The organism is Dietzia sp. ANT_WB102, assembly GCF_008369165.1.
Lineage (GTDB): Bacteria > Actinomycetota > Actinomycetes > Mycobacteriales > Mycobacteriaceae > Dietzia.
Window position 1 is genome coordinate 930,677 of record NZ_VOBA01000001.1, and the last position, 24,381, is coordinate 955,057.

27 protein-coding genes are annotated in these 24,381 nt (G+C 68.7%); 11 read left to right on the forward strand and 16 right to left on the reverse strand.

From position 1 onward, the window contains the following. Window positions 1-31 precede the first annotated feature (31 nt). A complete protein-coding gene (gene dapA / locus FQ137_RS04240) occupies window positions 32-919 on the forward strand; it encodes a 4-hydroxy-tetrahydrodipicolinate synthase (RefSeq protein ID WP_149291278.1) in 888 nt (295 codons plus the stop codon). 10 nt (window positions 920-929) lie between these two features. Here dapA and FQ137_RS04245 read toward each other — a convergent pair whose 3' ends face one another. Continuing rightward, window positions 930-1,844, reverse strand: coding sequence for an SDR family NAD(P)-dependent oxidoreductase (locus FQ137_RS04245; RefSeq protein WP_149291279.1), 915 nt, complete (start codon window positions 1,842-1,844; stop codon window positions 930-932). A gap of 153 nt (window positions 1,845-1,997) precedes the next feature. Between FQ137_RS04245 and FQ137_RS04250 the strand changes: the two genes are divergently transcribed. Next, the gene (locus FQ137_RS04250) at window positions 1,998-2,816 is read left to right on the forward strand and encodes a DUF1906 domain-containing protein (protein WP_149291280.1); all 819 of its coding nucleotides are present in this window, start codon (window positions 1,998-2,000) and stop codon (window positions 2,814-2,816) included. 111 nt (window positions 2,817-2,927) lie between these two features. On the opposite strand, the gene FQ137_RS04255 is transcribed toward FQ137_RS04250, so the two are convergent. After that, complete coding sequence (locus FQ137_RS04255) at window positions 2,928-3,251, reverse strand: putative quinol monooxygenase (protein ID WP_149292642.1); 324 nt, start codon at window positions 3,249-3,251, stop codon at window positions 2,928-2,930. Between the two features lie 140 nt (window positions 3,252-3,391). Here FQ137_RS04255 and epsC point away from each other — a divergent pair, with 140 nt between their 5' ends. Next, on the forward strand, window positions 3,392-4,231 hold the full coding sequence (epsC, locus tag FQ137_RS04260; protein WP_149291281.1) for a serine O-acetyltransferase EpsC: 840 nt from the start codon (window positions 3,392-3,394) through the stop codon (window positions 4,229-4,231). A 12-nt stretch (window positions 4,232-4,243) separates the two neighbouring features. Beyond that, complete coding sequence (locus tag FQ137_RS04265) at window positions 4,244-4,933, forward strand: response regulator transcription factor (protein ID WP_149291282.1); 690 nt, start codon at window positions 4,244-4,246, stop codon at window positions 4,931-4,933. Here the strand turns inward: FQ137_RS04265 and FQ137_RS04270 are convergent. Continuing rightward, window positions 4,930-6,408 carry a cell wall metabolism sensor histidine kinase WalK gene (locus tag FQ137_RS04270; RefSeq protein WP_255583581.1) on the reverse strand — a complete coding sequence of 493 codons (1,479 nt, stop codon included), beginning with the start codon at window positions 6,406-6,408 and terminating at the stop codon, window positions 4,930-4,932. The two genes, FQ137_RS04265 and FQ137_RS04270, sit on opposite strands and share 4 nt — an antisense overlap. A gap of 149 nt (window positions 6,409-6,557) precedes the next feature. Here FQ137_RS04270 and FQ137_RS04275 point away from each other — a divergent pair, with 149 nt between their 5' ends. After that, window positions 6,558-7,121 carry an NADPH-dependent FMN reductase gene (locus tag FQ137_RS04275; RefSeq protein WP_149291284.1) on the forward strand — a complete coding sequence of 188 codons (564 nt, stop codon included), beginning with the start codon at window positions 6,558-6,560 and terminating at the stop codon, window positions 7,119-7,121. 101 nt (window positions 7,122-7,222) lie between these two features. Here FQ137_RS04275 and tpx read toward each other — a convergent pair whose 3' ends face one another. Genes tpx through FQ137_RS04290 form a run of 3 tightly spaced genes read right to left on the reverse strand, consistent with a single transcriptional unit; the run spans window position 7,223 to window position 9,246 of the window. Then, complete coding sequence (tpx, locus tag FQ137_RS04280; protein WP_149291285.1) at window positions 7,223-7,720, reverse strand: thiol peroxidase; 498 nt, start codon at window positions 7,718-7,720, stop codon at window positions 7,223-7,225. Between the two features lie 41 nt (window positions 7,721-7,761). Then, a complete protein-coding gene (locus tag FQ137_RS04285; RefSeq protein WP_149291286.1) occupies window positions 7,762-8,565 on the reverse strand; it encodes an adenylate/guanylate cyclase domain-containing protein in 804 nt (267 codons plus the stop codon). Window positions 8,566-8,577: 12 nt separating this feature from the next. Beyond that, on the reverse strand, window positions 8,578-9,246 hold the full coding sequence (locus FQ137_RS04290; protein WP_149291287.1) for a DNA-3-methyladenine glycosylase: 669 nt from the start codon (window positions 9,244-9,246) through the stop codon (window positions 8,578-8,580). 114 nt (window positions 9,247-9,360) lie between these two features. On the opposite strand from FQ137_RS04290, the gene FQ137_RS04295 reads away from it, so the two are divergent. After that, a complete protein-coding gene (locus FQ137_RS04295) occupies window positions 9,361-9,993 on the forward strand; it encodes a YdcF family protein (RefSeq protein ID WP_149291288.1) in 633 nt (210 codons plus the stop codon). Here FQ137_RS04295 and FQ137_RS15520 read toward each other — a convergent pair. The 3 genes from FQ137_RS15520 to FQ137_RS04305 form a co-directional block, all read right to left on the reverse strand. Then, window positions 9,968-10,096, reverse strand: coding sequence for a hypothetical protein (locus FQ137_RS15520; protein WP_255583584.1), 129 nt, complete (start codon window positions 10,094-10,096; stop codon window positions 9,968-9,970). The two genes, FQ137_RS04295 and FQ137_RS15520, sit on opposite strands and share 26 nt — an antisense overlap. A gap of 64 nt (window positions 10,097-10,160) precedes the next feature. Next, a complete protein-coding gene (locus FQ137_RS04300) occupies window positions 10,161-10,628 on the reverse strand; it encodes a DUF2599 domain-containing protein (protein ID WP_149291289.1) in 468 nt (155 codons plus the stop codon). A gap of 343 nt (window positions 10,629-10,971) precedes the next feature. Further along, window positions 10,972-11,541, reverse strand: coding sequence for a DUF1697 domain-containing protein (locus tag FQ137_RS04305; RefSeq protein WP_149291290.1), 570 nt, complete (start codon window positions 11,539-11,541; stop codon window positions 10,972-10,974). A 49-nt stretch (window positions 11,542-11,590) separates the two neighbouring features. Between FQ137_RS04305 and FQ137_RS04310 the strand changes: the two genes are divergently transcribed. Further along, window positions 11,591-12,031 carry an SRPBCC family protein gene (locus FQ137_RS04310; RefSeq protein WP_149291291.1) on the forward strand — a complete coding sequence of 147 codons (441 nt, stop codon included), beginning with the start codon at window positions 11,591-11,593 and terminating at the stop codon, window positions 12,029-12,031. Here FQ137_RS04310 and aroD read toward each other — a convergent pair. Together aroD and FQ137_RS04320 are read right to left on the reverse strand one after the other, a co-directional pair. Continuing rightward, the gene (gene aroD, locus FQ137_RS04315; RefSeq protein WP_149291292.1) at window positions 12,028-12,846 is read right to left on the reverse strand and encodes a type I 3-dehydroquinate dehydratase; all 819 of its coding nucleotides are present in this window, start codon (window positions 12,844-12,846) and stop codon (window positions 12,028-12,030) included. The two genes, FQ137_RS04310 and aroD, sit on opposite strands and share 4 nt — an antisense overlap. A gap of 38 nt (window positions 12,847-12,884) precedes the next feature. Continuing rightward, window positions 12,885-13,367: a DUF4262 domain-containing protein gene (locus FQ137_RS04320; protein ID WP_149291293.1), complete on the reverse strand. Its 483-nt coding sequence runs from the start codon at window positions 13,365-13,367 to the stop codon at window positions 12,885-12,887. A 188-nt stretch (window positions 13,368-13,555) separates the two neighbouring features. Here FQ137_RS04320 and FQ137_RS04325 point away from each other — a divergent pair, with 188 nt between their 5' ends. The 3 genes from FQ137_RS04325 (at window position 13,556) to FQ137_RS04335 (ending at window position 17,505) form a co-directional block, all read left to right on the forward strand. Next, window positions 13,556-14,635, forward strand: coding sequence for a patatin-like phospholipase family protein (locus FQ137_RS04325; protein WP_149291294.1), 1,080 nt, complete (start codon window positions 13,556-13,558; stop codon window positions 14,633-14,635). Window positions 14,636-14,728: 93 nt separating this feature from the next. Continuing rightward, complete coding sequence (locus tag FQ137_RS04330) at window positions 14,729-16,201, forward strand: FAD-binding protein (RefSeq protein WP_149291295.1); 1,473 nt, start codon at window positions 14,729-14,731, stop codon at window positions 16,199-16,201. Window positions 16,202-16,230: 29 nt separating this feature from the next. After that, entirely contained in the window at window positions 16,231-17,505 is a 1,275-nt protein-coding gene (locus FQ137_RS04335) for a class I SAM-dependent methyltransferase (RefSeq protein WP_149292643.1), read from the forward strand. Between the two features lie 109 nt (window positions 17,506-17,614). Here FQ137_RS04335 and FQ137_RS04340 read toward each other — a convergent pair whose 3' ends face one another. The 3 genes from FQ137_RS04340 to FQ137_RS04350 form a co-directional block, all read right to left on the reverse strand. After that, window positions 17,615-18,469 carry an anti-sigma factor gene (locus FQ137_RS04340; protein ID WP_149291296.1) on the reverse strand — a complete coding sequence of 285 codons (855 nt, stop codon included), beginning with the start codon at window positions 18,467-18,469 and terminating at the stop codon, window positions 17,615-17,617. After that, window positions 18,466-19,053 carry an ECF RNA polymerase sigma factor SigK gene (sigK, locus tag FQ137_RS04345; protein ID WP_188064768.1) on the reverse strand — a complete coding sequence of 196 codons (588 nt, stop codon included), beginning with the start codon at window positions 19,051-19,053 and terminating at the stop codon, window positions 18,466-18,468. The genes FQ137_RS04340 and sigK overlap by 4 nt, the downstream gene beginning before the upstream one ends. A gap of 83 nt (window positions 19,054-19,136) precedes the next feature. Beyond that, window positions 19,137-20,723, reverse strand: a complete 1,587-nt coding sequence (locus FQ137_RS04350; protein WP_149291298.1) for a molybdopterin-dependent oxidoreductase — start codon at window positions 20,721-20,723, stop codon at window positions 19,137-19,139. Between the two features lie 130 nt (window positions 20,724-20,853). Between FQ137_RS04350 and FQ137_RS04355 the strand changes: the two genes are divergently transcribed. Continuing rightward, window positions 20,854-21,537, forward strand: coding sequence for a fasciclin domain-containing protein (locus tag FQ137_RS04355; protein ID WP_149291299.1), 684 nt, complete (start codon window positions 20,854-20,856; stop codon window positions 21,535-21,537). 92 nt (window positions 21,538-21,629) lie between these two features. Here FQ137_RS04355 and FQ137_RS04360 read toward each other — a convergent pair whose 3' ends face one another. Continuing rightward, window positions 21,630-23,441 (reverse strand): acyl-CoA dehydrogenase, encoded by a 1,812-nt coding sequence (locus tag FQ137_RS04360; protein ID WP_149291300.1) that lies wholly within the window; start codon window positions 23,439-23,441, stop codon window positions 21,630-21,632. Window positions 23,442-23,454: 13 nt separating this feature from the next. Then, window positions 23,455-24,375, reverse strand: a complete 921-nt coding sequence (locus FQ137_RS04365) for an SDR family NAD(P)-dependent oxidoreductase (protein WP_149291301.1) — start codon at window positions 24,373-24,375, stop codon at window positions 23,455-23,457. Window positions 24,376-24,381: the final 6 nt, after the last annotated feature.

The following is a 24,381-nucleotide window of genomic DNA, read 5'->3' on the forward strand; positions in this document are numbered from 1 at the left end:
CGCCGCGCCGCGGTGGCTTAGTCTTGTGCGCATGTCGGACAATCCCTTCGGTCGGGTCATCACCGCGATGGTGACCCCCATGCACGATGACGGCTCGATCGACTTCGATGGCCTGCAGCGGCTCGCAGTTCACCTCGCAGACCATGGTCACGACGGACTGCTGGTCAACGGCACGACCGGTGAGTCCGCGACGACCACCGACGATGAGGACTACGACTGTGTGGCCGCCGTCGTCGAGGCGGTCGGCGATCGCGTGCAGGTCATGGCCGGGTGCGGGACCAACGACACGGAGCACTCAATGCGCGCGGCCCGAGAGATGGTCGCGCGCGGCGCTGACGCCCTGCTCGTGGTGACCCCGTATTACAACAAGCCCACCCAGCACGGAATCGTCGAGCACTTCCGGATGATCGCCGAGGCCGCGGACCGTCCGATCATGGCCTATGACATCCCGGGCCGCACCGGTACCGCTCTGGCGACGGACACGATCCGACGGTTGGGCGAGATTCCCCAGGTGCGGGCCGTCAAGGACGCCAAGGGCGACCTGTTCGAAGCCAGCCGGCTCATCGCCGAGACCGACCTGCTCTGGTTCTCCGGTGACGACGTGCTCAACCTGGCCTTCCTCGCCCTCGGTGCCACGGGCATCGTCTCGGTGGTCGGCCATGTCGCCGGCGACGACTACCGCGCGATGATCCAGGCCGTTGACGCCGGGGACCTGCCCCGCGCCCGCGAGATCCACACCCGTCTCATCCCGGCGGTGGACGCGATCATGCACACCTCGCAGGGGGCCATCCAGGTGAAGGCCGCGCTGAAGCTGGCCGGCCTCATCGGCTCGGATCGCCTGCGCATGCCCCTCCTCCAGGGTCCGCCTGAGCATGTGGCCAAGCTGCGAGACGGGCTGGCCGCGTCAGGACTCGGCTGACCCGTCGCGGCTACGCCCGCTGGAACTCGGTCATCTCCGTGCACCGCTCCCACAGCGCGGCGGACACGGACTGGTCGTACGAACGTCGACTGGACGTGGTGACCTCCGGGTGCCCACGCAGACCTCCGAGACGATCGGGGCCGACGAACTCACCGCCGGCGAGGCCGGGCATCGTCGCAGCGAACAGGACGGACAGCGCCCCCATCTCCGGCGTCAGTCCCGCCCACGTCATGGAGTTGCCGAGCTCGAAGAAGCGGTCGGCCAGCGGCTTCCCGCTCTGGCGAATGAGCTCGGTCGCGGTGTAACCGGGGTGCGCGGCGAGGGACTTCAGCCCATTGCCGCCCCGGTCGAAGTGGCGCTGCCATTCGTAGGCCAGCATGATGCACGCCAGCTTGGAGTTCGCGTACGCCGCCATTGGGCCGTACCCGCGCGCGTCCATGTTGAGGTCGTCCGTGTCGAGCCGTCCGCGCAGGTGGGCGAGCGAGCCGAGCCAGACGACCCGGTCTGTCAGCATTGGCTCCAGCCCGCGGGTGAGCGCATGGTGGGCGAGCACGTTGACCCCGAATTGCATCTCGTGGCCTTGGGCGGTGCGAGCGTGGGGGATGTTCATCAGCCCGGCGTTGTTGACCAAGACGTCGACCTGTCCGCCCGCCGCCGCTGTGGCCGCCACGAACTCGTCGACCGAGTCCAGGTCCGCCATGTCGACCAGGCGCACCTCTGCGAGCCCGCGTGTCTCGGCGGGGAGCGTCGCGCGAGCCGCCTCCGCCTTGTCCACATTTCTGCAGGCCATGATGACCCGGGCGCCCCGAGCCGTGAGCGCCGCCGTGATCGCCAGGCCGATCCCGCCATTGGCGCCCGTGACCACGAAGGTCCGGCCTGCCTGGTCGGGGATGTCGGCAGCGGACCATCTGTGCGATCGGTTCATGAGGGTCAGTGAACCAGCCGCGCCTGCCCTGTGGTGGCGCATCCGTGTGGTAACGCCGGGATATCATCTGCGATGTTCTTGTGACACACTCGTCGGGTGCGCGCGTGAGACGTTCCCACGAGCCACGAGACCTCGAGACCCCGGAGTAGCTTCATGACGTTCGACCGCCGAACCTTCCTTCGCCGCGCCGGCCTCGGCGCTGCCGGGGCAGGCGCCCTCGCCGCGGGACTCACCCCTGCGGCGGGTGCCCAGTCCTCGATCCCCGCCGAGCTCGGGGCACTGCCGGGGGCCGGCGCCGGGGTCCCGATAGGCACCCTGCTCGACTACGCGTCCGGCCCGCCGTCGGCGGCGTCGGTCCGCGCGGCCGGACATCTGGGCTCCGTGCGCTACTGCTCCAACCGTCGGCCGGACGCCCGGTGGATGACCGGCAAGCCGCTGCTGCGCCGTGAGGTCGACGACTTCCGAGCCCACGGGCTCAACATGGTCTCCTGCTACCAGTTCGGGCGTGCGGAGACCGCAGACTGGAAGGAAGGGGCCGCAGGCGGCAACCGTCACGCCCCGATCGGCATCGGAATTCATCGCTCTGCCGGGGGCCCTTCGGGTGTCCCGATGTACGTGGCGATCGACGACAACCCCACCCGCTGGCAGTTCGACAACCAGATCCGCCCGTACCTCGAGCGCTGGCGTGACCACCTCCGCGGTGCGGGGATGAAGCTCGGGGTGTACGCCAATGCCCCCACTATCGACTGGTGCCGTCAGGTCGGCCTCGGGCAGTACTTCTGGCAGCATGACTGGGGCTCCGGCGGGCGACTGAATCCGGCCGCCACCATCCACCAGCTTCCGGTCAACCAGCAGGTCACCGTCGGTGGAATTGTGTCCGATCTGAACCGTGTCTACGCGCTCGACTACGGCCAGTGGTGGCCGATCGACCCGATCGCTCTCGCACAGTCGGCTCTCGGCAGTTCGATCTGATCGGGTAGCGCGATCTGATCGCGGATAATGGCAGCGGCCGGCCGGGTGATCCCCGACCGGCCGCTGCCGTCTCATGTCATCTCAGGCAGGGTCGTGCCGTTCCGACGGGACCTACTCGACCGTGATCTCGCCCATCGTTCCCCACTCCTCACCGTCGGCGGTGGTGTTGATGATCCTCGGGGTCCGTTCGAGGTACTGGGCGGCAGAACCGGTGAACTCCTTGAAGTGGGCGGAGTTCACGTGCTCGACCGGGGCCTCGCCCTCCCGGAAGGCCTCGCACAGCAGGAAGGTGGACGGGGACTCCGGCGAGCGGTACCAGTCAAACCACAGGTTGCCCTGCTCTGCGCGGGTGGCTTCGGTGAAATCGCGGGTGATCTCGAGCCAGGAATCGGCGAACTCGGGTTTGACGTCGAAACGCACGTTGATGAGGATCATGACCCCATCCTGCCGCGCCCCGCGCAGTCCGTCGAGCGAGCTGCCGTGGGCGGCGTCGCAGAGCACGTGCCGAGGATTCCGCACGCGAGAGAATTGGTGCGACTCGCCCCGATCACGGGGGCGGGCCTACGCTGTATCAGGTGACCATCGAGCTGAGCATCGAGAACCCCTGTGTCCCACAGGCGGAGGCCGACTCCTCCGTCCGCGCCGTATGGGACCGACTGTCGGTGGACGCGAGCTCGAGCAGGAACGAGCCGCTGATCGCAGGACTCGTCCTGGATCTCATTGACGGGTGCGATGACCTCGGCGAGTCCCTCGCACGTCTAGCCGCCTCCAGGATCGCGACCCCTGAGATCGGCCGGCACGTGCTGGAGAAGGAGATCCGGGCGGTCCTGGCGGAGCATCCCCACGTCCTGGAGGCTGTCGCAGCCGACCTCGTGGTGAGCTACGAGCGCAACCCGGCGTATCCCAACTACCTGGTGCCCTATCTCTTCGCCAAGGGGTTCCTCGGCCTACAGGTGCACAGGGTGGCCCACGAGATGTGGAATGCCGGCCGGGTCATGGCGGCCTCGTTTTTGCAGAGTCGCATCTCCGAGGTGTTCGCGATGGACATCCACCCTGCCGCCCGCGTCGGCTCGGGCATCCTCGTCGATCACGCCACGGGGATCGTCGTGGGTGAAACCTGCGTAATTGGTGACGGGGTATCGATCCTGCAAGGCGTCACCCTCGGCGGGACCGGGAACGAGGACGGCGACCGTCATCCCAAGATCGGCTCGGGTGTCCTGCTGTCCGCCGGGTCGATAGTGCTCGGTAACGTCCGCGTGGGTGACTGTTCCAAGGTGGCCGCCGGGTCGGTGGTCCTGCATGAGGTTCCGCCCCACACCACCGTTGCCGGGGTTCCCGCGAAGGTGGTCCGGCGGCACGCCGATTCACTGGTCCCCGCCGAGCGGATGGACCAGGAAATCGACCTCGAGGGTTAGGGCGGCCTACTGATGCGGGTCCTGGTAGTCGACGATGAGCCGGCGCTGAGGGAGAGTCTGCGCCGAGGACTCGTCACGGGCGGGTGGGCCGTCGAGACCGCTGCCGATGGTGAAGCCGGGCTCGAGATGGCCTGCGACGACGAGTTCGACGTGGTCGTACTGGACATCATGATGCCGCGCCGGAGCGGATACGAGGTGGTCCGCGAGATGCGCCGCCGCGAGGTGTGGACCCCGGTTCTCATGCTCACCGCCAAAGACGGCGAATACGACGAGGCTGACGCCTTTGACCTGGGCGCCGACGACTACCTCGTCAAACCCTTCTCGTTCGTCGTCCTGGAGGCACGGCTACGGGCGCTCGTGCGGCGGGGTGCACCGGAACGCCCGACGACGTTCGAGGCCGGCGACCTGGTGGTGGACCCGGCCGCGCGGGACGTCCGCCGTGGTGAGACGCGGATCAGCGTGACCGCCCGGGAATACGCCGTGCTCGAGTACCTCATCCGCAACCGCAATCAGGTGGTCTCCAAGACCCAGATCATGCGGGCCGTGTGGGATGCCGCCTACGACGGTGACGACAACATCGTCGAGGTGTACGTCGGCTACCTGCGCCGCAAGATCGACGCACCGTTCGGTTCCCACGCGATCGAAACCGTGCGTGGGCAGGGCTACCGGCTCGTGGACAGCACGGCGACCATCCGCGTTTAGCCCGAGTCGATCGGCGGACCGCCCGCGTCGTCAGGATCATCCTCGACACTCTGGACCGGTAGTTCGATGACGAACCTCGCGCCACCGCCGGGCGCATCCGCCACCCGCACCGTGCCGCCGTGGGAGCGCGTGATTTCGGCGACGATCGCCAGGCCCAGTCCCGATCCGCCCTTGCCCCGCGCGCGGTCCGCGTCGAGTCGGGCGAAGCGATCGAACACCGAATCCCTCTGTTCGGGGGGCACGCCCTCGCCGTCGTCGTCGACACAGATCACTGCGCGTGGCGCTGAGGGCGCCGCCCGGTCAACGGCGAGTCGCAGCGCAATCCGACCGCGCGCGTGGCGGCGCGCATTGTCGGCCAGATTGCGTACCACGCGCTGCAGGGCGTCCGGATCGCCGACCAGGCGCGCGGGCTCCACCGAGGCCGCGACCTCGATGCCGTGCCCGTCCATTCCGCCCCCCTCCAGTCCGCGGAGGCGGGCGGCCTCCGAGAGCACGATGTCGTCAAGGTCCACGTCCTCGCGGCGCAACGGGCGCCCGCGTTCGTCGTTCTTGGCCAGCAGGAGCAGGTCCTCGACCATCGTCCGCATACGCTGCACCTCGGGCAGGAGAAGCTCGTCGACTGTCTCCACGTCCACCGGTGTGCCCGAGGTGGACGACAGTTCGAGCATCGTCGACAGCGTGGACAGCGGACTGCGCAACTCGTGGGAGGCGTCGCCGACAAAGGCGACCTGGGCGGTGCGTGCGGCGTCGAGGCGGGCCAGCATGGCGTTCATGGTGCGGGCCAGTCGGGCGATCTCGTCCTCTGCCTCGGGGACCGGAACCCGCTCGCCGCGGCCGGAGGCGGAGATCTCGGCGACGCGGGACCGGATCGACTCGACCGGCCGCAGCACCCGGCCCATGGCGACGTACACGAACACCGCCGTGGCCAGGCCGGCGACGGGCACGAACGACAGGAACAGGATGGCGCCAGCGGCGAGGACGGTGTCGTAGCGATTGCTGTCAGTGGCCACGTCCACGGTCAGGGTCACCCCACGGACGTCCACGCCGACTGACGTGACGCGCAGGTCGGCTCCGTTCGGTGCGTCGAGTTCGCGTTGGACGACCTGTCCAGGCTCCGGCGCGGGCAGTGCGGGTACGTCCTCGAGTCCGTGGGTGACCTGCCCGGCGAGGATGCTGCCGTCCGGAGTGACGACTCGGACCAGGTCCACCCCGGACAGCGGCTCGGAGACCAACTCGATGGAAGCCTGCGGGCCCTGGGTGGCCAACGCGTCCGCGACGTCGACCGCCCGGCCCCGGTCGGCGGAATCGATCGCCCCATGGACTGCCGAGCGGAGAAGCAGCCACGCGCCGCCGGCCGCCGCCGCCAACACCAGGATGACAACGGCGGTGGCGACCACGGTCGTGGCGACACGGATGGGCCAGCGACGGGGGGCCGTGAGGGCGTCGCGGTTCAGGGGCACGCGGTTCGGTCGCACGATTCCATTGTGCGGTCTCGCCCGCATCTGGACTGAAGGCCCATCTTTTTGACGCCGCCAGTCTGCCGCCGCCGTTAGTTTGATGTCATGTCAGTAAAGTAAGGTTGGGGGTGTCAGAGAGCAGGTCGTTGAACGAGAGGGGACCACGAGTGAAGATCGGCATCATTCTGGGCAGCATCCGCGAGGAGCGCTCCGGCAAGTCCGTGGCCGAGTGGGTCGCGGAGCAGGCGCAGACTCGGCAGGACGCCACCTATGAGCTGATCGACCTCAAGTCCTTCGATGTCCCGCTGCTCACCTCGGCCACCGTGCCGGGGGCAGCGAAGAAGAAGTACGACGACGACCGGGTCGCCAGGTGGAGCCACGTCATCGACTCCTTTGACGCGTTTGTCTTTGTCACTCCCGAGTACAACCACAGTGTCCCGGGCGGGCTGAAGAATGCCTTCGACTCGCTGGGCAGCGAGTGGTCCCACAAGCCCGTCGCGTTTGTCTCCTACGGAGCCGAGGGTGGTGTGCGTGCCGTCGAGCATTGGCGGCAGATAGTGGCCAATTTCCACATGTTCGGCGTGCGTCAGCAGATATCGCTGAGCCTGTTCAGCGAGTTCGGCCCCGAGGGCGTGCGGCCGTCCGAGCGCCGACCCGAGGAGCTGGCCACGATGTTCGGCCAGCTCGAGCAGGCCACCCGGCGCTTTTCGCTGGCGCACGCAGACGCCTGAGACTCGGAGTCGTCAGTCAACGACAAAGCCCGCCCCGGAGAAACGGGGCGGGCTTCGTCGTCGGCTCGATCTGCGTGTGGTCTCCTACGTGCAGTGAGCTCTCAGTTCACGGCGGCGAGCGCGGCGTCGTAATCCGGCTCGGTGGTGATCTCGTCGACGAGCTGGGTGTAGACGACCTTGCCCTCGGCGTCGACCACGACGACCGAGCGGGCCAGCAGGCCGGCCATCGGGCCGTCGGTCATCTTGACGCCGTAATCGGAGGCGAAGTCGCTGCGGAAGGTCGAGCCCGCGGTGGCGTTCTCGATCCCCTCGGCGCCGCAGAAGCGCTTGTGCGCGAACGGCAGGTCGGCAGAGATGTTGACAACCTCGGTGTCCTCCAGGCTGGAGGCCTTCTCGTGGAAGGTGCGCACCGACTGGGCGCATACGCCCGTGTCGACGCTGGGGAAGATGTTGAGGATGAGCTTCTTGCCGGCCAGCGACTCGGAGGTCACGGGAGCCAGGTCGGTGCCGACCAGCTCGAACGCCGGAGCGGTCGACCCGACGGCGGGGAGCTCGCCGGAGGTGGTGACGGGATTGCCCTTGAATGCGGTGGTTGCCATGTGTCCGTTCTACCGGACGTCGGCTGTCGGCGGGTGGGCGGTCAGCGCGGGGTCGCCACGTGGACGGTGATCTGGTCCGGCACGCCCTTGACTCCGCCCCACCTGAAAGTCCGCTTGGGGCGGGTCGACACCCGGTCTGGATCCAGTCCGGCGCGGGTGGACTCGCTGATGAGGATCTCGCCTGCGCCGGCCTTCTCCGCGAGGCGGGCGGCGATGTTGACATCCATGCCGAGGAAGTCGTCCCCGATTCGGCGTGGTCGCCCGGTGTGGACGCCGATCCGCAGCCGCGGACACCAGCCGGCCACCTCCACGGTGGCAACCCCGTCCAGACAGGCGGTCATCGCGTCGAGCGCCAATTGCGGTGACGGGAACACTGCCATGAGACCGTCGCCGAGACGTTTGACGACAGTGCCACGGTGCGCGAGCACCGCTGGCTCGGTGGCCGAGGCCACCCGCCGCAGGAGTTGTAGCGACTTCTCGTCGCCGGCGCGCATCGCCCAGTCGGAGAACCCGACGATGTCGGTGAAGACGATGGTGACCTCGCTCCCGCCGCCAGCGCGCCCCGCGCGCTCCAGCAGGGCGTGCCACACCTGCAGTCCGCCGAGCGTCACCTCGCGGGACGCGGTCGGCTGCTCGTCGAACAGTAGGCCGGCCACCCGGGCGATCGTCCCCGCGCTGTCGCGGCCAGCGGCGGAGAGCGGATCGCCGAATCCGGCGTCACCCGGCAGCGCCCGCCGGGCCCGCCGCAGGAACTCGACCGACGTGGGATGACGGTTGACGTCGCGGGCACCCGACGCGGCGCGGGCCGCCGCCGATCGCACCCGATCCCAGTTGAGGTTCGCCATGACCTCCAGAGCCTAGGTCGAGGAGGTGGGGGCAGGGGCCGACTCTCCCGTCTGGTCCACCGCCCGCCACAGGTACCAGGACGCCACCGACCGGTACGGAGCCCAGCTCGCCGAGCGTTCGAGCATCATCGCGGGGGAGGCCGTGGTATCCAGGCCCAGCACCCGTTCGAAACCCCGCCGCACCCCGACATCGGCCACGGGGAACACGTCGGGTCTGTCCAACAGGAAGATCAGCAGCATCTCCGCGGTCCATCGGCCGATTCCGCGGACGGTCGTCAAGGAGGTGATCACCTCGTCGTCGTCGTAGTCCCTCAATTCGGCCAGTGTGGGGATTCTCCCGACTCGCACCGCATCGGCGAGGTCGCGCAGGGCGGCAACCTTCGGCCGCGAGATGCCACACGCGCGCAGCTCCTCGTCGGATAGCGCGGCCACCCGATCGGGGTCGAGTTGGGTGTCGCTCATCGCGCGCTCGCGCAGCCGACCGGCGATCGTCGCGGCTGCCTTGACCGACAGCTGCTGGGACATGATCGACGAGGCCAGCCGGTCGAAGAGGGTGTGCGGGCCGGTGTCCGGCGTCGGGGTGAGTGTGCACGGGCCGACAGCGTCGATATGCGCGCGTAGCTGCGGATCGGCCACCTGAAGGTATCGCACGGCCGTTACCTTGTCGTATCCTTTCGACATGTCGTGAACGGTACGCGGGTCGAGCGCGACCTCCCCGTAGCTACGGGTAACGCCCCACTGGGCGCGAGCGATAACCATCGGGTCACGAAACTTGTCGGGAGAGGACCGCTCATCGTGCGTAGAACTCAGAGGCGTCTCGCCGCCGTCGCCGCCACCGCGGCGCTCGCGTTGGGAGCCGGAGCGGGCACCGCCACCGCCGGGTCAGCCGAGATGCCTTCGGGCGTCGCGCTGTACGGCGGGCTGACGATGCTCGGATGTCAGAACGTCGACCAGTCGCTGCTGCCGATGTGCGGCGACTTCGAGGTGCTCACCTCGGACGATCCCGCGGTGCTCACCGTCAACCCGTTCACCACCGACATCGTCATCCTGGGTGCCGGACTGTTCCCCGACGGCGGCATTCGCCCGGTGCTCGATGAGCGCCTGCGCACCGGATTCCGGTTGGCGCAGGCGTACCCGACCGCCCGCATCATCGTCACCGGCGGCGTCCCGCAGAACGGGCGCACCGAGGCGCGTGCCATGGGTGACTGGCTGCGGGGTGCCGGGATCGCGCCGCACAGGATTACTGAAGAGGGCAACTCGAACTCGACGGTGCAGAACGCGCAATTCACCGATCAGATCTTCCGTGAACGCGGTACCACCGGCGCGGTCGTGGTGACCACCGGCGATCACGTCAAGCGCGCGGTGCTCAACTTCCGCCAGGCCGTGAACGGACGGATCCCGGTCACCGGTGTGGTCGCGCGGGGCTGATCGAGTCCTCGCCGTTCGCGTGAGCTCGTTCCACCTCGGCGCCGGGGTCGAGGTGGGGCTTCGCGCCGAGCGTGTCGATGATGGTCCGCTGTAGTTCGCGCATGGCCCCATTGTTCTGAGCCCCGGGCGGGTCGCCGCCGTAGGTCTGACGGCACCTCCCCTCGAACTCACACCTCCGGTCCTCCCGGGTTACAGCCCTCGGCCAGCATGCGGTCGGGTGATACGACCGGCCGCCACGGCTCGAGGTTCCAGGTGGCCTTGGCGGGCTCGAGGATCCGCGCCCAGGACCAGTGGCATTCGAATTGTTCCCACATCCCCGGGGTCTTGGCGTCGGGGGAGAGCTGGAGTACCTCCTGCCAGGCCATCTGCGCGTCGAAGGGGCCCGACGCGGTGCGGCCGGCGGGGGACGGGGCCACCTTCAGCGTCACGCCATAGTCGGAATCGCCCCAGGTCGAGCTCGCGATGAATGGTGGTGCGGGCGGCGTGCGGGGCTCAGCCGGCCCGTCGGGCGAGGACATCGTCGCGTCCACTCCCGCCGGACCCGTCGAGTCCTGGCCGTCCTGCGAACACCCGCCCGCCGCCAGAGCCGTCACCAGCGCGACAGAGGTGACAGCGATGGTCGGGTGGCGGGGCATCGCACGAAGTCTGCCACGGCCCAGGGGTTGCGTCCGAGCGCGTGCGCGGAGGATCCTGTCTAGCGGAGGAATCCGGTGCCGTCGGAGAGCCCGCACGCCGCCCCTCCCGCAGAAGGAGCGTGACTGAATGCCCCCGTTCGACCTCTCCCAGCTTCAGGCCATGTGGGACGGGATCTTTCCCGCGATCTTCGGGCCCCTCGCTGCCTCGGTCGACACGCTCGGCGCGTCCGTCCAGGCACCCTGACGGTCCCCGCCGGGGCGCCGCCGGCAGGGGGCGGCCCGGCGGCAACGCTCCGGCCAGGACGCACCGGGTGGAGTGCACCACGCTGCTGCACCGAGGGGCTCAGACCCCGGCGAGGATCTTGCGGAGTGTCCTGATGTTCCTGCTGGTCAAGTGACGTTGATGGGCCCGATTTGCGAGGGCCTTGGCGGCCTCCGAGCTCAGCGTCGCCCCTTTCGGGACCCGCCAGTAGATGCACCCCGGTCCCGCAGCCACCGACTCGGTACTGCTGGGGTCGATCGCCGCGCCCATCGTATCGGCGACAGTCCCGGTCACCTCTGGGTCGTCGGAGAACACGACGTAGTCGTGGTGCTCGTCCAGTGACTCGAACGGGTACGCCGCCACCGCGGCCTCGACGGCATCGCGGGTGAACACCTGAACCGCGGCGTTGTACTCGAACCTTTCGGTGTATGCGGCTTCGAGCGTCGTCCTCACCTCGTCGGCGGGCCGCGGGTCGGTGAACACCACGTTCCCGGTGGCCAGAACGGTTCGCACCTCTCCGCACCCCGCGGATTCGGTGCAGGACCGCAGGTCGGCCATGGCGATCCTGGCCGATCTGCCCACGTTGATCCCACGCAACAACGCGATTTTGCGGTCTTTGCTCGCCCCGCCGGGGACGGCTGTGGCGTTCATGTTCTGATCCTCGCACCACGATCGGACCCGCGAGGGTAACTTTCGGTCTATGGCAGTGTCAGTGCAGTCCGTGACCACGATCGAGGCGGGGATCCCCGAGATTATGGCGGTTCTGGCAGACGTCGAGTCCCTCGTCGACTGGTCAGACGCCCACCGTGCGGTCGAGGTCCGCGAAGCCGATGATGAGGGTTGGCCGATCGTCGTGTGGGAGAAGATCTCGCAGTTCGGCATGACCGAGGAGATGGTCGTGCGCTACGAATGGTACGACGGCGAGGTGAGCTGGTCGCTCGTCGAGAGTCGCACCCTGAACGTGCAGAACGCGCGCTACGACCTGACCGACAACGGTGACGGCACCACCAGGGTAGTTTTCGACCTCGAAGTGGACCTCAAGATCAGGCTGCCCGGCATGGTGCTGAAGAAGGCCCAGAAGCATATCGCCGACGTGGCCACCTCCGGGCTCCGCGACGAGGTCCTCCGGCGCTACGGCTAACGTCCGGCCGTGTCGACCCGTCCACTCGGGCCACCCGAGCCGGAGTCCAGGAGATCGAGCACTGTGCGCACCGCGGCCGCCGGCAACTGCCCGGGCGCCGAGGCCTCGCCGACGGTGGCGAAGGTCGCCGCCGATCCGAACGTGCCACCGCCGAGGCGAGTCACCGCGCCGAGCGCCCCCATCGACATTGTGATCAGCGGGATCCCCGCGGTGCGGTGGCGGCTCTCGGTGGCTGCGATGAGCGTCACCACGTCAGCCGCGGACCGGGGCATGACGGCGATCTTGGCCACTTCCGCCCCGGCGACCTCCATCGCCTCCAGCCGCGCGACGATTTCCTCCATCGGCGGGGTCGCCTCGAAGTCGTGATTCGACGCCACAACCGCAACGCCATGGGCGTGGGCGGCCTCGATGGCGTGTGCCGCCCACGGGTGGAGGTACTCGACGTCCACGGCCGCAGCCAGCCCGGTCGCCGTGAGCGCGTTGATCAACGCGACGTAGTCGCGCCCTGAAATTTCCGCACTGCCGCCCTCGGCCGGGGTGCGAAACGTGGCTAGGACCGGGACGTCTGGCAGCAACCCGGTCAGTGCCTCGAGCGCGGCCACCGCCGGGCCGGGATCTTTCCCGGCCGCGGCGGAGGTCGACGTGGCCCCGGTGAGGAACGGCTCGTAGAGATCGACTCGCCACTCGACCAGATCGATCACGGGATTATCGGCCAATGCGCCCGCCTGCCGTTGCAGCTGCGCGAGATCGCTCGCAGTGAGTGGCACGATGATCGACGGCGAGTTCGCATCCAGGTGCAGCTGATGACGGGGCATGGATAGACCCTACGACGACCCCGGTCTGGCCCGGACTGTCAGCTACACAGCTGGCAGGGGCACCGCCTGCGGGCCGGGATCAATTCCAGCGCGGACAGTTCGCCGGTGCCGGTGGTGCCGTAATACCTGTCTGCCCAGCGCAGGGTGCGGGACGGACGCCGCACGGGCACGAGTTCCCAGGTCGGGCCCCCGGATCCCTCACACAGCAAGTGCCCTGCGTCGAAGACCTGGCCGGCAAGGACTGTGTCGCCCCACCGGGCCAGCACCGCGGCGGTCTCACGGCCGGTCAGACCCCGGACCAGTAGTTCCGGCTGACCGAGGTCGGTCAAGCCGATGGTGTAGCCGAACATCTGGTCGGGAGGTAACGGTGTGGCGGCGCAGTCTTCGCAGTCGCATCCCTGGCCGACATGCACGACGTGCATCCCGTATCGACCGATGTTCGCGGCGACAGCGGACATGTCGCGCGCGACGGCGGGGGCATGGGTGGATCCGATGCGGTGCGGGATGACGGTGTGGGACATGGGATCTCCTCGGTGCGTTGTGATCGATACTCGTACTCCACGTCGAACACGTAATCGACGCGGCTCTGAAGGTAGAACGCACCTACGACACCGAGAGCGGCGATGGTGAGTGCGGCCGGGCCGGTTCCGGCACACTGGGTGCGGGCCACGCCGAGGGCGAGTGGCCGGACTCGACGGGGAGGGCGCCGATGAGGATCGCGTTGGCACTGGGCGCGGGCGGGGCGCGCGGGTACACCCACATAGGCGTGATCAGCGAGCTCCAGGCCCGCGGACACGAGGTGATCGGTGTCTCCGGGGCGTCGATGGGCGCTGTCGTGGGCGCTCTGTATGCGGCCGGCAAGCTGGACGACTTCGAGGAATGGGTCCGCGGACTGACCCAGCGCGACGTCCTGCGCCTGCTCGACGTCTCCTTTGCCGGCGGCGGCGCCATCCGGGCGAACAGGATCATGGCCGTCATCGGGGCGATGCTGGGCGACGTCCGCATCGAGGACCTCGAGATCCCGTTCACGGCCGTCGCCACCGATCTGCGGGCCCGCCGCGAAGTGTGGTTCACCCGCGGGCCCGCGGACGTGGCGGTGCGGGCATCGTTCGCGATCCCCAGCGTCATCACCCCGGCGTTGGTCGGCGGGCGACTGATCGTCGACGGTGGCGTCACCAACCCCGTTCCACTGGAGCCACTGGCGTCCATGAGCAGCGACCTGCTCCTCGCGGTGTCACTGACGGGTCGTCGGTCCGGTATCCGCGGGTCGACGCTCCACGAGAGCTCGGACCCGGACGAGGTGTCCGCGGACGGCGAGTCGAGGACCGCCCGGAAGGGTGGCCCAGGCGCGGCGAAGCCGGCGGGCACACTGACGGGCCGGATACGGACCGCGGCGGCGGACGTGCGCGACGCCGAACTAGTACGTCTGATCGCCGCCCGGTTCGGTCAGGATCCGGCAGGTTCGGAGGCTGTTGCCCCGTCTGGCGACCCCGCACACGATCAGCCCTCGGACGGGGTCGGGGAGGTCGTCAAGGAGGGGGAGCAGGAGGTGGCCTCCGGCGGTGAGGAGGCGCTCCCCGGGGCTCTGGGAATCTTCGATGTGGTCACCCACACGATCGAGGCGATGGAGAGCATCGTCACCGGCTACCGCATGGCCGGCAATCGTCCCGACGTTCTGGTCGAGGTCCCGTCGGACGCGTGCTCGACGTTCGATTTCCACCGGGCGGACGAGTTGATCGCACTCGGCCGCAGGCTCACCGCCGAGGCGCTGGACCGCGCCGGGGTCTGACCGCGCCGGCATCGCTGCTGGCGACGTCACAGTCGACAGCAGCTACCCCCCGATCACCCACGGGTGCCCCCGGCCATCACTAGGGTGGTGCGCATGGGAATTGCCGCGAATCTCGCCGACCCTCTCATTGTGGGAACCGATCGGCACGAGGACGGGGTGCGGCGGCTCGTCGCAAGTTTCCGAGCTGTCCCCGCCGGTGAGCCGGTTCGGTTGGCCAAGAAAACTTCCAATCTGTTCCGTCCACGCGCCTCGTCGTCGTCGCCCGGTCTCGACACCACCGGTCTCACGCGCGTCGTCTCCGTCGACCCGGATGCCCGCACCGCCGACGTCCAGGGCATGTGCACCTATGAGGACCTGGTCGACGCGACCCTGCCGTACGGGCTGATGCCGTACGTGGTACCGCAGCTCAAGACCATCACCCTCGGCGGCGCGGTCACCGGACTGGGCATCGAATCCACCTCGTTCCGCCTGGGTCTGCCGCACGAGTCCGTCCTGGAGATGGACGTGCTCACCGGCACCGGCGAGATCGTCACCGCCCGTCCCGACGGCTCCCCCCGCGAACGCGCACTGTTCCGTGGGTTCCCCAACTCCTACGGTTCGCTCGGCTACGCGGTGCGGCTGCGCATCGCGCTCGAACCGGTGAAGCGCTTCGTGGAACTGCGCCACGTGCGGTTCGATTCCCTCACCGCGCTCGAGTCTGCGTTGACGCGGATCAGCGAAGAGAAGATCTACGACGGCGAAGAGGTCGACTTCCTCGACGGGGTCGTGTTCTCGGCCGACGAAGCGTACCTGTGTTTGGGGCGGCGGACCGACGAGTCAGGGCCGGTGTCCGACTACACGGGTGCGACCGATAAACAGGCGATCTATTACCGCTCCATCCAGCACGGCGGTCCCGCCGGTTCGGTCGTGCGCGACCGCCTGACCATCCGCGACTACCTGTGGCGCTGGGACACCGACTGGTTCTGGTGCTCGCGCGCATTCGGGGTGCAAAACCCGCGCATCCGGAGGTTCTGGCCGCAGCATCTGCTGCGATCGTCGGCCTACTGGAAGATCATCGGGCTGGACCACAGGTACGACCTGGGCAACAAGATCGGGGCGCTCAAGGGCGAGGGCCCCCGCGAACGCGTGGTGCAGGACGTCGAGGTCACCATCGACCACACCGCCGACTTCCTCGACTGGTTCCTGCGCGAGGTGCCCATCGAACCGCTGTGGATCTGCCCGCTGCGACTGCGCGAGTCCAGCCCGTCGCCTGGCGTGGGCGGTGGCCCCGGCTCCGACCGGCCGTGGCCGCTGTACCCGCTGGCCCCGGAGACCACCTACGTCAATATCGGCTTCTGGTCCTCGGCGCCCATCACACCCGGTATGGCCGAGGGGGCGTGGAACCGGCGGATCGAGGAGGAGGTCTCGCGTCTCGACGGTCACAAATCGCTCTACTCGGAGGTCTTCTACTCCCGCGAGGAATTCGCCCAACTGTACGGCGGTGATCACGCCGGCAGGCTCAAGTCGGAATTCGATCCCGAGGGCCGGTTCGCGACCCTCTATGACAAGGCGGTGGGGGCACGGTGACCACGATACGGGCGACGACCAGGGGAAAGATGACGATCGCGGAGATCATCGGCGCTTTCGCGACCGGTAAGCCACCCCTGCGGATCGAGGCGTACGACGGCTCCGCCATCGGCCGCGCCGACAGTGGGCTCGTCCTCCGCCTCAAGAGCGAGAAGGCGCTGCAATACATCGTCACCGCCCCCGGCGACCTCGGGCTGGCCCGGGCCTACCTCATGGGCGAGATCGAGGTCGAGGGCGTGCACCCGGGCGCTCCTCGCGACGTGTTCGGCGCGCTCGAGGTGTTCCGCAAGCACATGACCCGCACGCCTGATTCACGGACTCTGGTGCGGATCGCCCGCTCCGTGGGCACGGAGAGCATCAGAGTCCTACCGACCCCGCCGATGGAGGTGAAGCCCGCGTGGAAGCGGGTCCTGTCCGGGATGCGGCGGCACTCCAAGGAGCGGGACTCCGAGGCTGTCAGCTACCACTACGACGTGTCGAACCTCTTCTACTCCTGGGTTCTCGGCCCGTCCATGACCTACACGTGCGCGTGCTACACGGACCCAGACACGTCGCTCGAAGTGGCGCAGGAGAACAAGTACCGGCTGGTGTTCGACAAGCTCGGTCTCCAGGCTGGCGACCGGCTACTCGACGTGGGCTGCGGGTGGGGCGGGATGGTCCGCTACGCCGCCTCGCGGGGCGTGCACGTGATCGGCGTGACTCTCTCCAAGGAGCAGGTCGAGTGGGCACAGGCCGCGATCGCGGCCGACGGGTTGGGGGACATGGCGGAGGTCCGCCTCCAGGACTATCGGGACGTACCCGAGCGCGATTTCGACGCAGTCAGCTCCATCGGGATCACCGAGCACATCGGTCGCAAGAACTATGCCGACTATTTCGCCCGGCTCCACGGTTACCTCAAGCCGGGCGGACGACTGCTCAACCACTGCATCACTCGGCCCGACAACAGTCGCACAGTCAAGGCCGGTCAGTTCATCGACCGGTACGTCTTCCCCGACGGCGAGCTTGCCGGTGCGGGGACGGTCCATCTGGAAGCCGAGAACGCCGGGTTCGAGGTGGTCCACGAGGAGAACCTGCGCCAGCACTACGCCATCACGTTGCGGGATTGGTGCGCGAACCTGGTCGAGCACTGGGACTCCGCAGTCGGCGAGGTCGGGGAGCCCATGGCCAAGCTGTGGGGACTGTATATGGGTGCCTGCCAGTACGGGTTCGAACACAACAAGATCCAGCTGCACCAGATCCTCGCCGTACGGCTGAACGACTCCATGACCTGGGACATTCCGCTCCGGCAGTGGTGGCAGGCCTGACCGCCGTACCGTGGGTCGCATGCGAGCAACCCTCCTGTACGCGCCCGGAGGCGTCCCCGTCGAGGGACGCCTGCGAGGCACGTAAGGTTCTCGTCACCCCCTGACCTGGTCAGTCGATGTCGAGCGCCAGCAGTACCTGGCCGGTCGGCGCCGGAGAACCCCCCGCGGGTTCCTCGGTGATGCCGATCTGCTCGGAGTCCCGGATGCCGTCGATCTGCGCCGAGGGGGACGTGCCCACCTCGCCAGCCTCCATCGTCCCCGCCGAGATCGGCTCATGGGCGCCCATCAGCCACAACTGGTAGGCGCGCCCCTCGGCCGGCTCGGGCAGTCCCGTCATCGAGATGACGGCCATGTCCGCGGTCTTGGACGCCAGGACGGTGGCGGTCCCCGTCCCGCCGACCTGGCCGCGGACCACCGAGAGGTCCTCTGCGGCCAACAGTGAGGTGACCTTCCCGGGCATCGACGGCGCCGCGACGGGCAGCGAACTCTCGCTCCCCGCGCGGTCGGTGACGCGGCCGACGACGACGCCGCCCGCCACCAGCACCACCGCGGCCGCCGCGACGGCCAAGAACGACAGTGGGCCGGGCCGCCTCCGCTCGCGCTCGCGGCTCAGGTCGACGACGTCGGCGCCTCCGCGGGCCTCATCCCGGTCGGCGTTCACGGTGTCTGCGGGTCGGGCCGGGACCCGCGGGGTGGTGGTTGCGGCGATCTCCATCACCCGCCCCCGCAACTGCGGCGGGGGTGCGGTGTCGAGGTCCGCGGAGGCCACGATGCCGGCGACGACCTCGCGGGTCGAGGCGATGTGCGCCAGCATCGACGCCTTCTCGTCCGGCGACGCGCTGATCAACGCCGTCTCGACGGAGTCGGCCTCATTCTCGTCCAGGGCGTCCAGCGCGTAGAGATCGAGGTCCTCGGGGCGGACGCTGCCCGTGGACGACGGAATATCGTGGTGTCGAGTGCTCATGCCAGCTCACCTCCCAAGCAGTTCTTGAGGCGACGGAGTCCGTCGCGGATTCTCGATTTGATTGTGGGTAGTGCGATGCCGAGCCGATCGGCGACCTCGCGGTAGGTCAGCCCGGAGAAGTAGGCCATCTCGATGGACTCACGCTGGTTATCCGTGAGGGTCCCCAGGCATCTGCGCACGTCCGCAGCGTCCTGATCGCGAGCGATCTGGTCGGTGACCTGCTCGGCGACGTCGTCGGTACGGGTGACCCCGGCGGCCGCGTCCGCTTCGTCTCGGCGTGTGGCGGAACTCTCCGACCGCACCCGGTCGACGGCCCGGCGGTGCGTGATGGTCAACACCCAGGACTGGGCCGAACCAAGAGACGGGCGGTACCCCGACGCCTGCTTCCACACCTGCAGGAACACTTCCTGAACCGTCTCCTCCGCGTAACCCGGGTCGCGCAGGATCCTGAGGGCGAGCCCGTACGCGCGCGGCGCCATGAGGTCGTAGAAACGTCCGAACGCGATCAGGTCACCGCCGGCCGACAACTCCAGCAGTCGCCCTGGGTCGGCGAGGAAAGGGGCGGCAGGCTCGGGCACGGACATGAGTCTAGTGCGACACGGCCTCGTCGTAGGCACCGCCATGACGGATGACGCAGCGGCGGGATGGCCGAGGGTGTGGATAGCCATCACTCCACCCGGAAGGTTCGGCTGTGCCAGCCCGTGGCCCCGTCCGGGACCGTCGGTCTGCGTTCCTCCGTCTGAACCTCACCGATTCGGTCGGTGGCCCGCACGTGCAGGGTATGCAGTCCCGGCTGGGCGTCCCAGGTCCACGACCACATGCGCCAGGTGTCCATCGAGTATTCGTTTGCCAACCGGGCCTCTTGCCACGGCCCGTCATCGACCCGTACTTCCACCCGGTCGATCCCGCGGTGCTGTGCCCACGCTGTCCCTGCGATCACGACCGGGCCGGGCGACAATCGGGCCAGCGGTGCGGGGCGGTCGATGCGGCTGGCGGTGCGGATCGGTCCCTTTTCCCCCCAGCCGCGGTCGGTCCAATAGGCGGTTGCGCGATCGAACCGTGTCACCTCCCAATCCACTACCCATTTCGTGGCGGAGACGTAGCCGTACAGGCCGGGAACGACCTGACGGACCGGGTACCCGTGCTCGAGGGGGAGGGGTTCGCCGTTCATCCCGACGGCGAGGAGCGCGTCCCGCCCGTCGACGAGCGCATCCAGTGGAGTGCCCGCGGTCCATCCGTCGATGGAGGTGGACAAGAGCATGTCCGCCTCCGGCGAGACCCCGGCTTCGGCCAGGAGGTCGGCGATCGGGAAGCCAGTCCAGGACGCGGTCCCGGCGAGGCCTCCGCCCACCTCGTTCGACACGCAGGTGAGGGTGACGATCCGCTCCAGGGCCTCGCGGTCGACGAGATCCTGCCAGTCGAGTTCGATCTCGCGCTCCACCATCCCGTGAATACGGAGTCGCCAGTCTGCGGCGGCGAGGGCCGGCACCCGAAGTGCTGTGTCGATTCGGTAGAACTCGTCGTTGCGGGTGAGGAACGACGTGACGCCCGGGGCGTCGGGGACGACCCCGTCGGGTACCGGGGCTGCGACGTTGCGGGCCAGGACGCGGGGAAGCCGGAGCCCGGTGCGTTCGGCCACCACGTCCGCGGCCCGACGGCCGATCGCGACTCCGGCGACGCCCGCTGCAGCGATCACTGCGACGGCCGAGCCGGCCAGCATGAGGAAGCGGCGACGATCCGGGCCACCGGTCGATGCCTGGGGATCGGACGCGAAGGAGCCGCTGCGTCTCGTGTCCTCGCCGGCCGGCCTGCGGTCGAGCGAGCCGATCAGCAGCCTGAGGGTCACCACACCCGCCGCGGCACCGATCAGGCTGGGCAGTGCCCACACCGGTCCGGCGGACGCCTGTGCGAGCGCGGCGAGCGCGCCGACCACCCCGAGTGCCACGATGAGCGCCGACCCCACAGGACGTCGACGTCGCTCGAGGAGTCCGGCGACCGCCCCCAGGACCAGCAGGATCACCGCGAGCCCCGCCAGCAGTGCCGGCTTGTCCGCCGTGCCGAGCGCGTCGATGGTCGCCTCGCGCACCGCCGCGGGGGCACGGTCGACCACCGAGTCCGCCACCGCGAGGTACGGCGACGCCCCGGGGTCGACGGCAGCCGCGAGCGCGTGGCCGACGGCGACGGCGACGCCGGTGGCGAGAATCCCAGCGACTAGCCGGCCGGTGACCGGGGTGCGGGGCGGGTCTGTGTCCATGTGAGGTCTTCGGAGCAGAGCGGCCGCTGGACGGCCCGAAAGAAAAGTCCCGCAGAGACCCATCCACTCCGGACACTGTGTCGAAGCACCGGTGACCCTGAACGCAAGGCTTTACCGAAAGGACCCGACAATGGGTATCACGATTTCTCGACGCATGGCGACGATCGCGGCGGCAGCCGCCACTACCGGGCTCGTCCTGGCAGGCTGTTCCAGCAATGATGGCGCGACCGACGCCGAGTCGACCACCTCCCCGATGACCTCATCCTCCTCGATGATGTCGTCGCCGACCACAGCGTCCTCCGACATGATGGCCGACCCCGCGGCGATGCTGGTGGGTCCGGGCTGCGCGGACTACGCCAAGGCCAACCCCGACGGTGCCGGCTCCGTGAACGGTATGGCGCAGGAGCCCGTGGCCACTGCGGCCTCCAACAACCCGCTGCTCACCACCCTGACCAAGGCCGTGTCGGGCCAGGTGAATCCCGACGTCAACCTGGTCGACACCCTCAACAACGGTGAGTACACGGTCTTCGCCCCGACCGACGACGCCTTCGCGAAGGTCGACCAGGCCACGATGGACAAGCTGTCCACCGACGCCGACCTGCTCACGACCGTCCTCACCCATCACGTGGTCGAGGGGCGGATCAACCCGGACAAGATCGACGGCAAGCACATGACGCTGGCCGGTGACGAGATCGAGGTCACCGGCTCCGGCGACAACCTCATGGTCGGCGAGACCGGCGTCGTCTGCGGCGGCGTCCAGACCGCCAACGCGACTGTCTACCTCGTGGACTCGGTCCTCATGCCGAAGATGTAAGACCCAGCAACGCCGACAGAGCCCGGGCGGGCAAGATCACGACCGCCCGGGCTCCGTGGCGTGCACGATGGCCGCGATCTCCGCCCGAGGAGTCAGAACCAGGCGTCCCGCATATCCAGCGTCGTGCGGTCTCCCGCGGCCAGCAGGTCGAACCGGGCGTCGACGGTCGGCAGTTCGCGGCGTAGGAAATACTGCGCCGCCGAGAGCTTGCCCGCGCCGAAGGCGTCGTCCGGATCCTCGGTGCGTGCGCCCAGTGCGAGAACCTGCTCGACCCACATCCACGCGATCACCACGTGCCCTGCGGCCTCGAGGTACTCGGAGGCGTCGGCCAGGAACGCCTCCGGATCGGTGGCGCCCACCTCCGCCAGCGCCGTGGTGATCTCGATGAGGCGGGTGACGCGCGGACGCAGCAGCGCGGCCAGCTCGGCCGCGGCCCCGCCCGCCTCGACGGCCCGGTCACACGTCGAGGCGACCCGCCCGGTGAGCGCGCCCAACCCGGCCCCGCCGCCGGCCATGACCTTGCGACCCAGTAGGTCCTGTCCCTGGATGCCATGGGTGCCTTCGTGGATCGCGTTGAGCCGGTTGTCGCGGTAGTGCTGCTCCACGTCGTAGTCGATGGTGTACCCGGCCCCGCCGAGCACCTGCAGCGCCAGCTCGTTGGCCTTGAGGCACCACTGCGAGGGCCACGACTTGGCGATTGGAGTGAGGACGTCGAGCAGCATCTTCGCGGCCACCGACTCCTCCGGTGACCCGGTCTTCTCGTCGTCGACCAGCCGCGCGCAGTACAAGCTCAGCGCCAGCGCGCCCTCCACGTACGACTTCTGGGCCAGCAGCATCCGGCGCACGTCTGCGTGCCCGGTGAGCATCACCTGCGGTGATGACGGGTCCGCCCCGACCGGTCGGCCCTGGGGCCGGGTGCGGGCGTAGTCCAGCGACTTGAGGTAACCGGTGTATCCGATGGCCGTGGCGCCCAAGCCCACGCCGAGGCGGGCCTCGTTCATCATGGTGAACATCTTCTTGAGGCCGGTGTTCTCCTCGCCCACGAGATAGCCGACCGCTCCCGACCGCCCGCCGGGGGTGTGCATGCCCTGGCCGAGCGTCGGCATCGTGTTGACCGTGCCCCGGAAGCCCATCTTGTGGTTGAGGCCCGTGATCACGATGTCGTTTCGTTCCCCGATCGTGCCATCGGGCTCGACCAGGAACTTCGGCACCACGAACAGGCTGATGCCGCGCGTCCCGGCCGGGGAGCCGGGGACCTTGGCCAACACCAAGTGCACGATGTTCTCGGCCATCTGGTGCTCGCCGCCGGAGATCCACATCTTCTGCCCGAACAGCCGGTAGGTGCCGTCGGGCTGCGGCTCGGCTCGGGTGGTGATGTCGGCGAGATTGGACCCGGCTTGCGGCTCGGACAGGCACATCGTGCCGGTGAAACGCCCCTCGATCATGGGCTTGACGTAGCGCTCGATCTGCTCGTCCGAGCCGTGCTCGATGAGCAGGTTGGCGTTGCCGGTGGTCAGCAGCGGGTAGGCGGCGGTGGAGATGTTGGCGGCATAGAACCAGGCCATGCACGCTAGGTAGACGGTGTACGGCAGTTGCATGCCGCCGACTCGTTCGTCCATGGCGGCGCCGACCAGGTCGGCCTCGGCGAACTTGGCCAGTGCCTCCCCGATTTCCGGGATGAGCTCCACCTCCTCGCCGACCAGCCGGGGTTCGGTGAGGTCGGCCTTGCGGAAGTGGGGAGCGAAGTACTTCTCGGCCAGCTCGGCCGACAGGTCCACCACCGAGTCGATCGTCTCGCGCGAGTGCTCTGAGTACCGCTCCCGCTCGCACAGGTCGGCCACGCGGAGCCAATCGTGTAGGAGAAAGTCGAGATCGGCGCGGGAGAGCAGGTGCGAGGGGGTCATGGCCCGCAGGGTACTAGCGGGTGGCGTGCGACGCGCTGTCTCGACCCGCGGGCCCGCCGGTGGCCCGGGCGAACTTCTGGCCCATGCCCTGCATGGTCCGGGCGTACGCGGCGGGAAGGAACCTCTTGGCCCGGTACGACTTCCTCGCATCGGGGTCCGGGAGGATGAGGAACTCCTTGGCGGCGAGACCCGTCATCACTTCGGCGGCGATGGCCTCGGCCCCCCGCTCCGAGCGGTCGATGAGTTTGCTCGCGAACCCGCTGGCGGCGGGATCGGAGGAGTTCAGACTGGAGGCCAGATTGGTGCGGAAGAACGACGGGCACAGTACCGACACGTCCACGCCGAACGGCTGCAGTTCCCACCGCAGGCTCTCGGAGATCGCGACGACCGCCGCCTTGACCGCGGTATACGAGGACATGGTGGGCGGGTGGACGAGACCGGCTAGCGAGGCGGTGTTCACCAGGTGACCGTGGCCCTGTGCCTTGAGCATCGGCACAAAGGTCCGGCATCCCCGGGCCACACCCAGCAGGTTGATGTCGACGATCTGTCGCCAGTCTTCCTCGGTGAGGTAGTCGATTCGCCCGCCCTGGGCTATCCCGGCGTTGTTGACCAGCACGTCCAGCCCGCCCCAGATTTTCTCGACTTCGGTGCGGGCGGCCTGCCACTCATCCTCCGAGCGCACGTCGAGCCGCAGATAACGCGCGTCGGAGGGGACCGAGTCGGGGCGCTCGGCGGTCGGGGCAAGGTCGGCGACGATCACCCGGTCGCCACGCTCGAGGAACGCCGTGGCCAGTGCCAGCCCGAGACCGGAGGCGCCGCCGGTGACCAGGACCCGGCGGTTGGTGTCGGCGGGGGATGGGGACGACGACGAGAAGGGCAGCCGGTTCAGGCCGGGCAGGGGAAGTTCGGACAGGGAGACCCTGGGTAGGCGCATGATCCG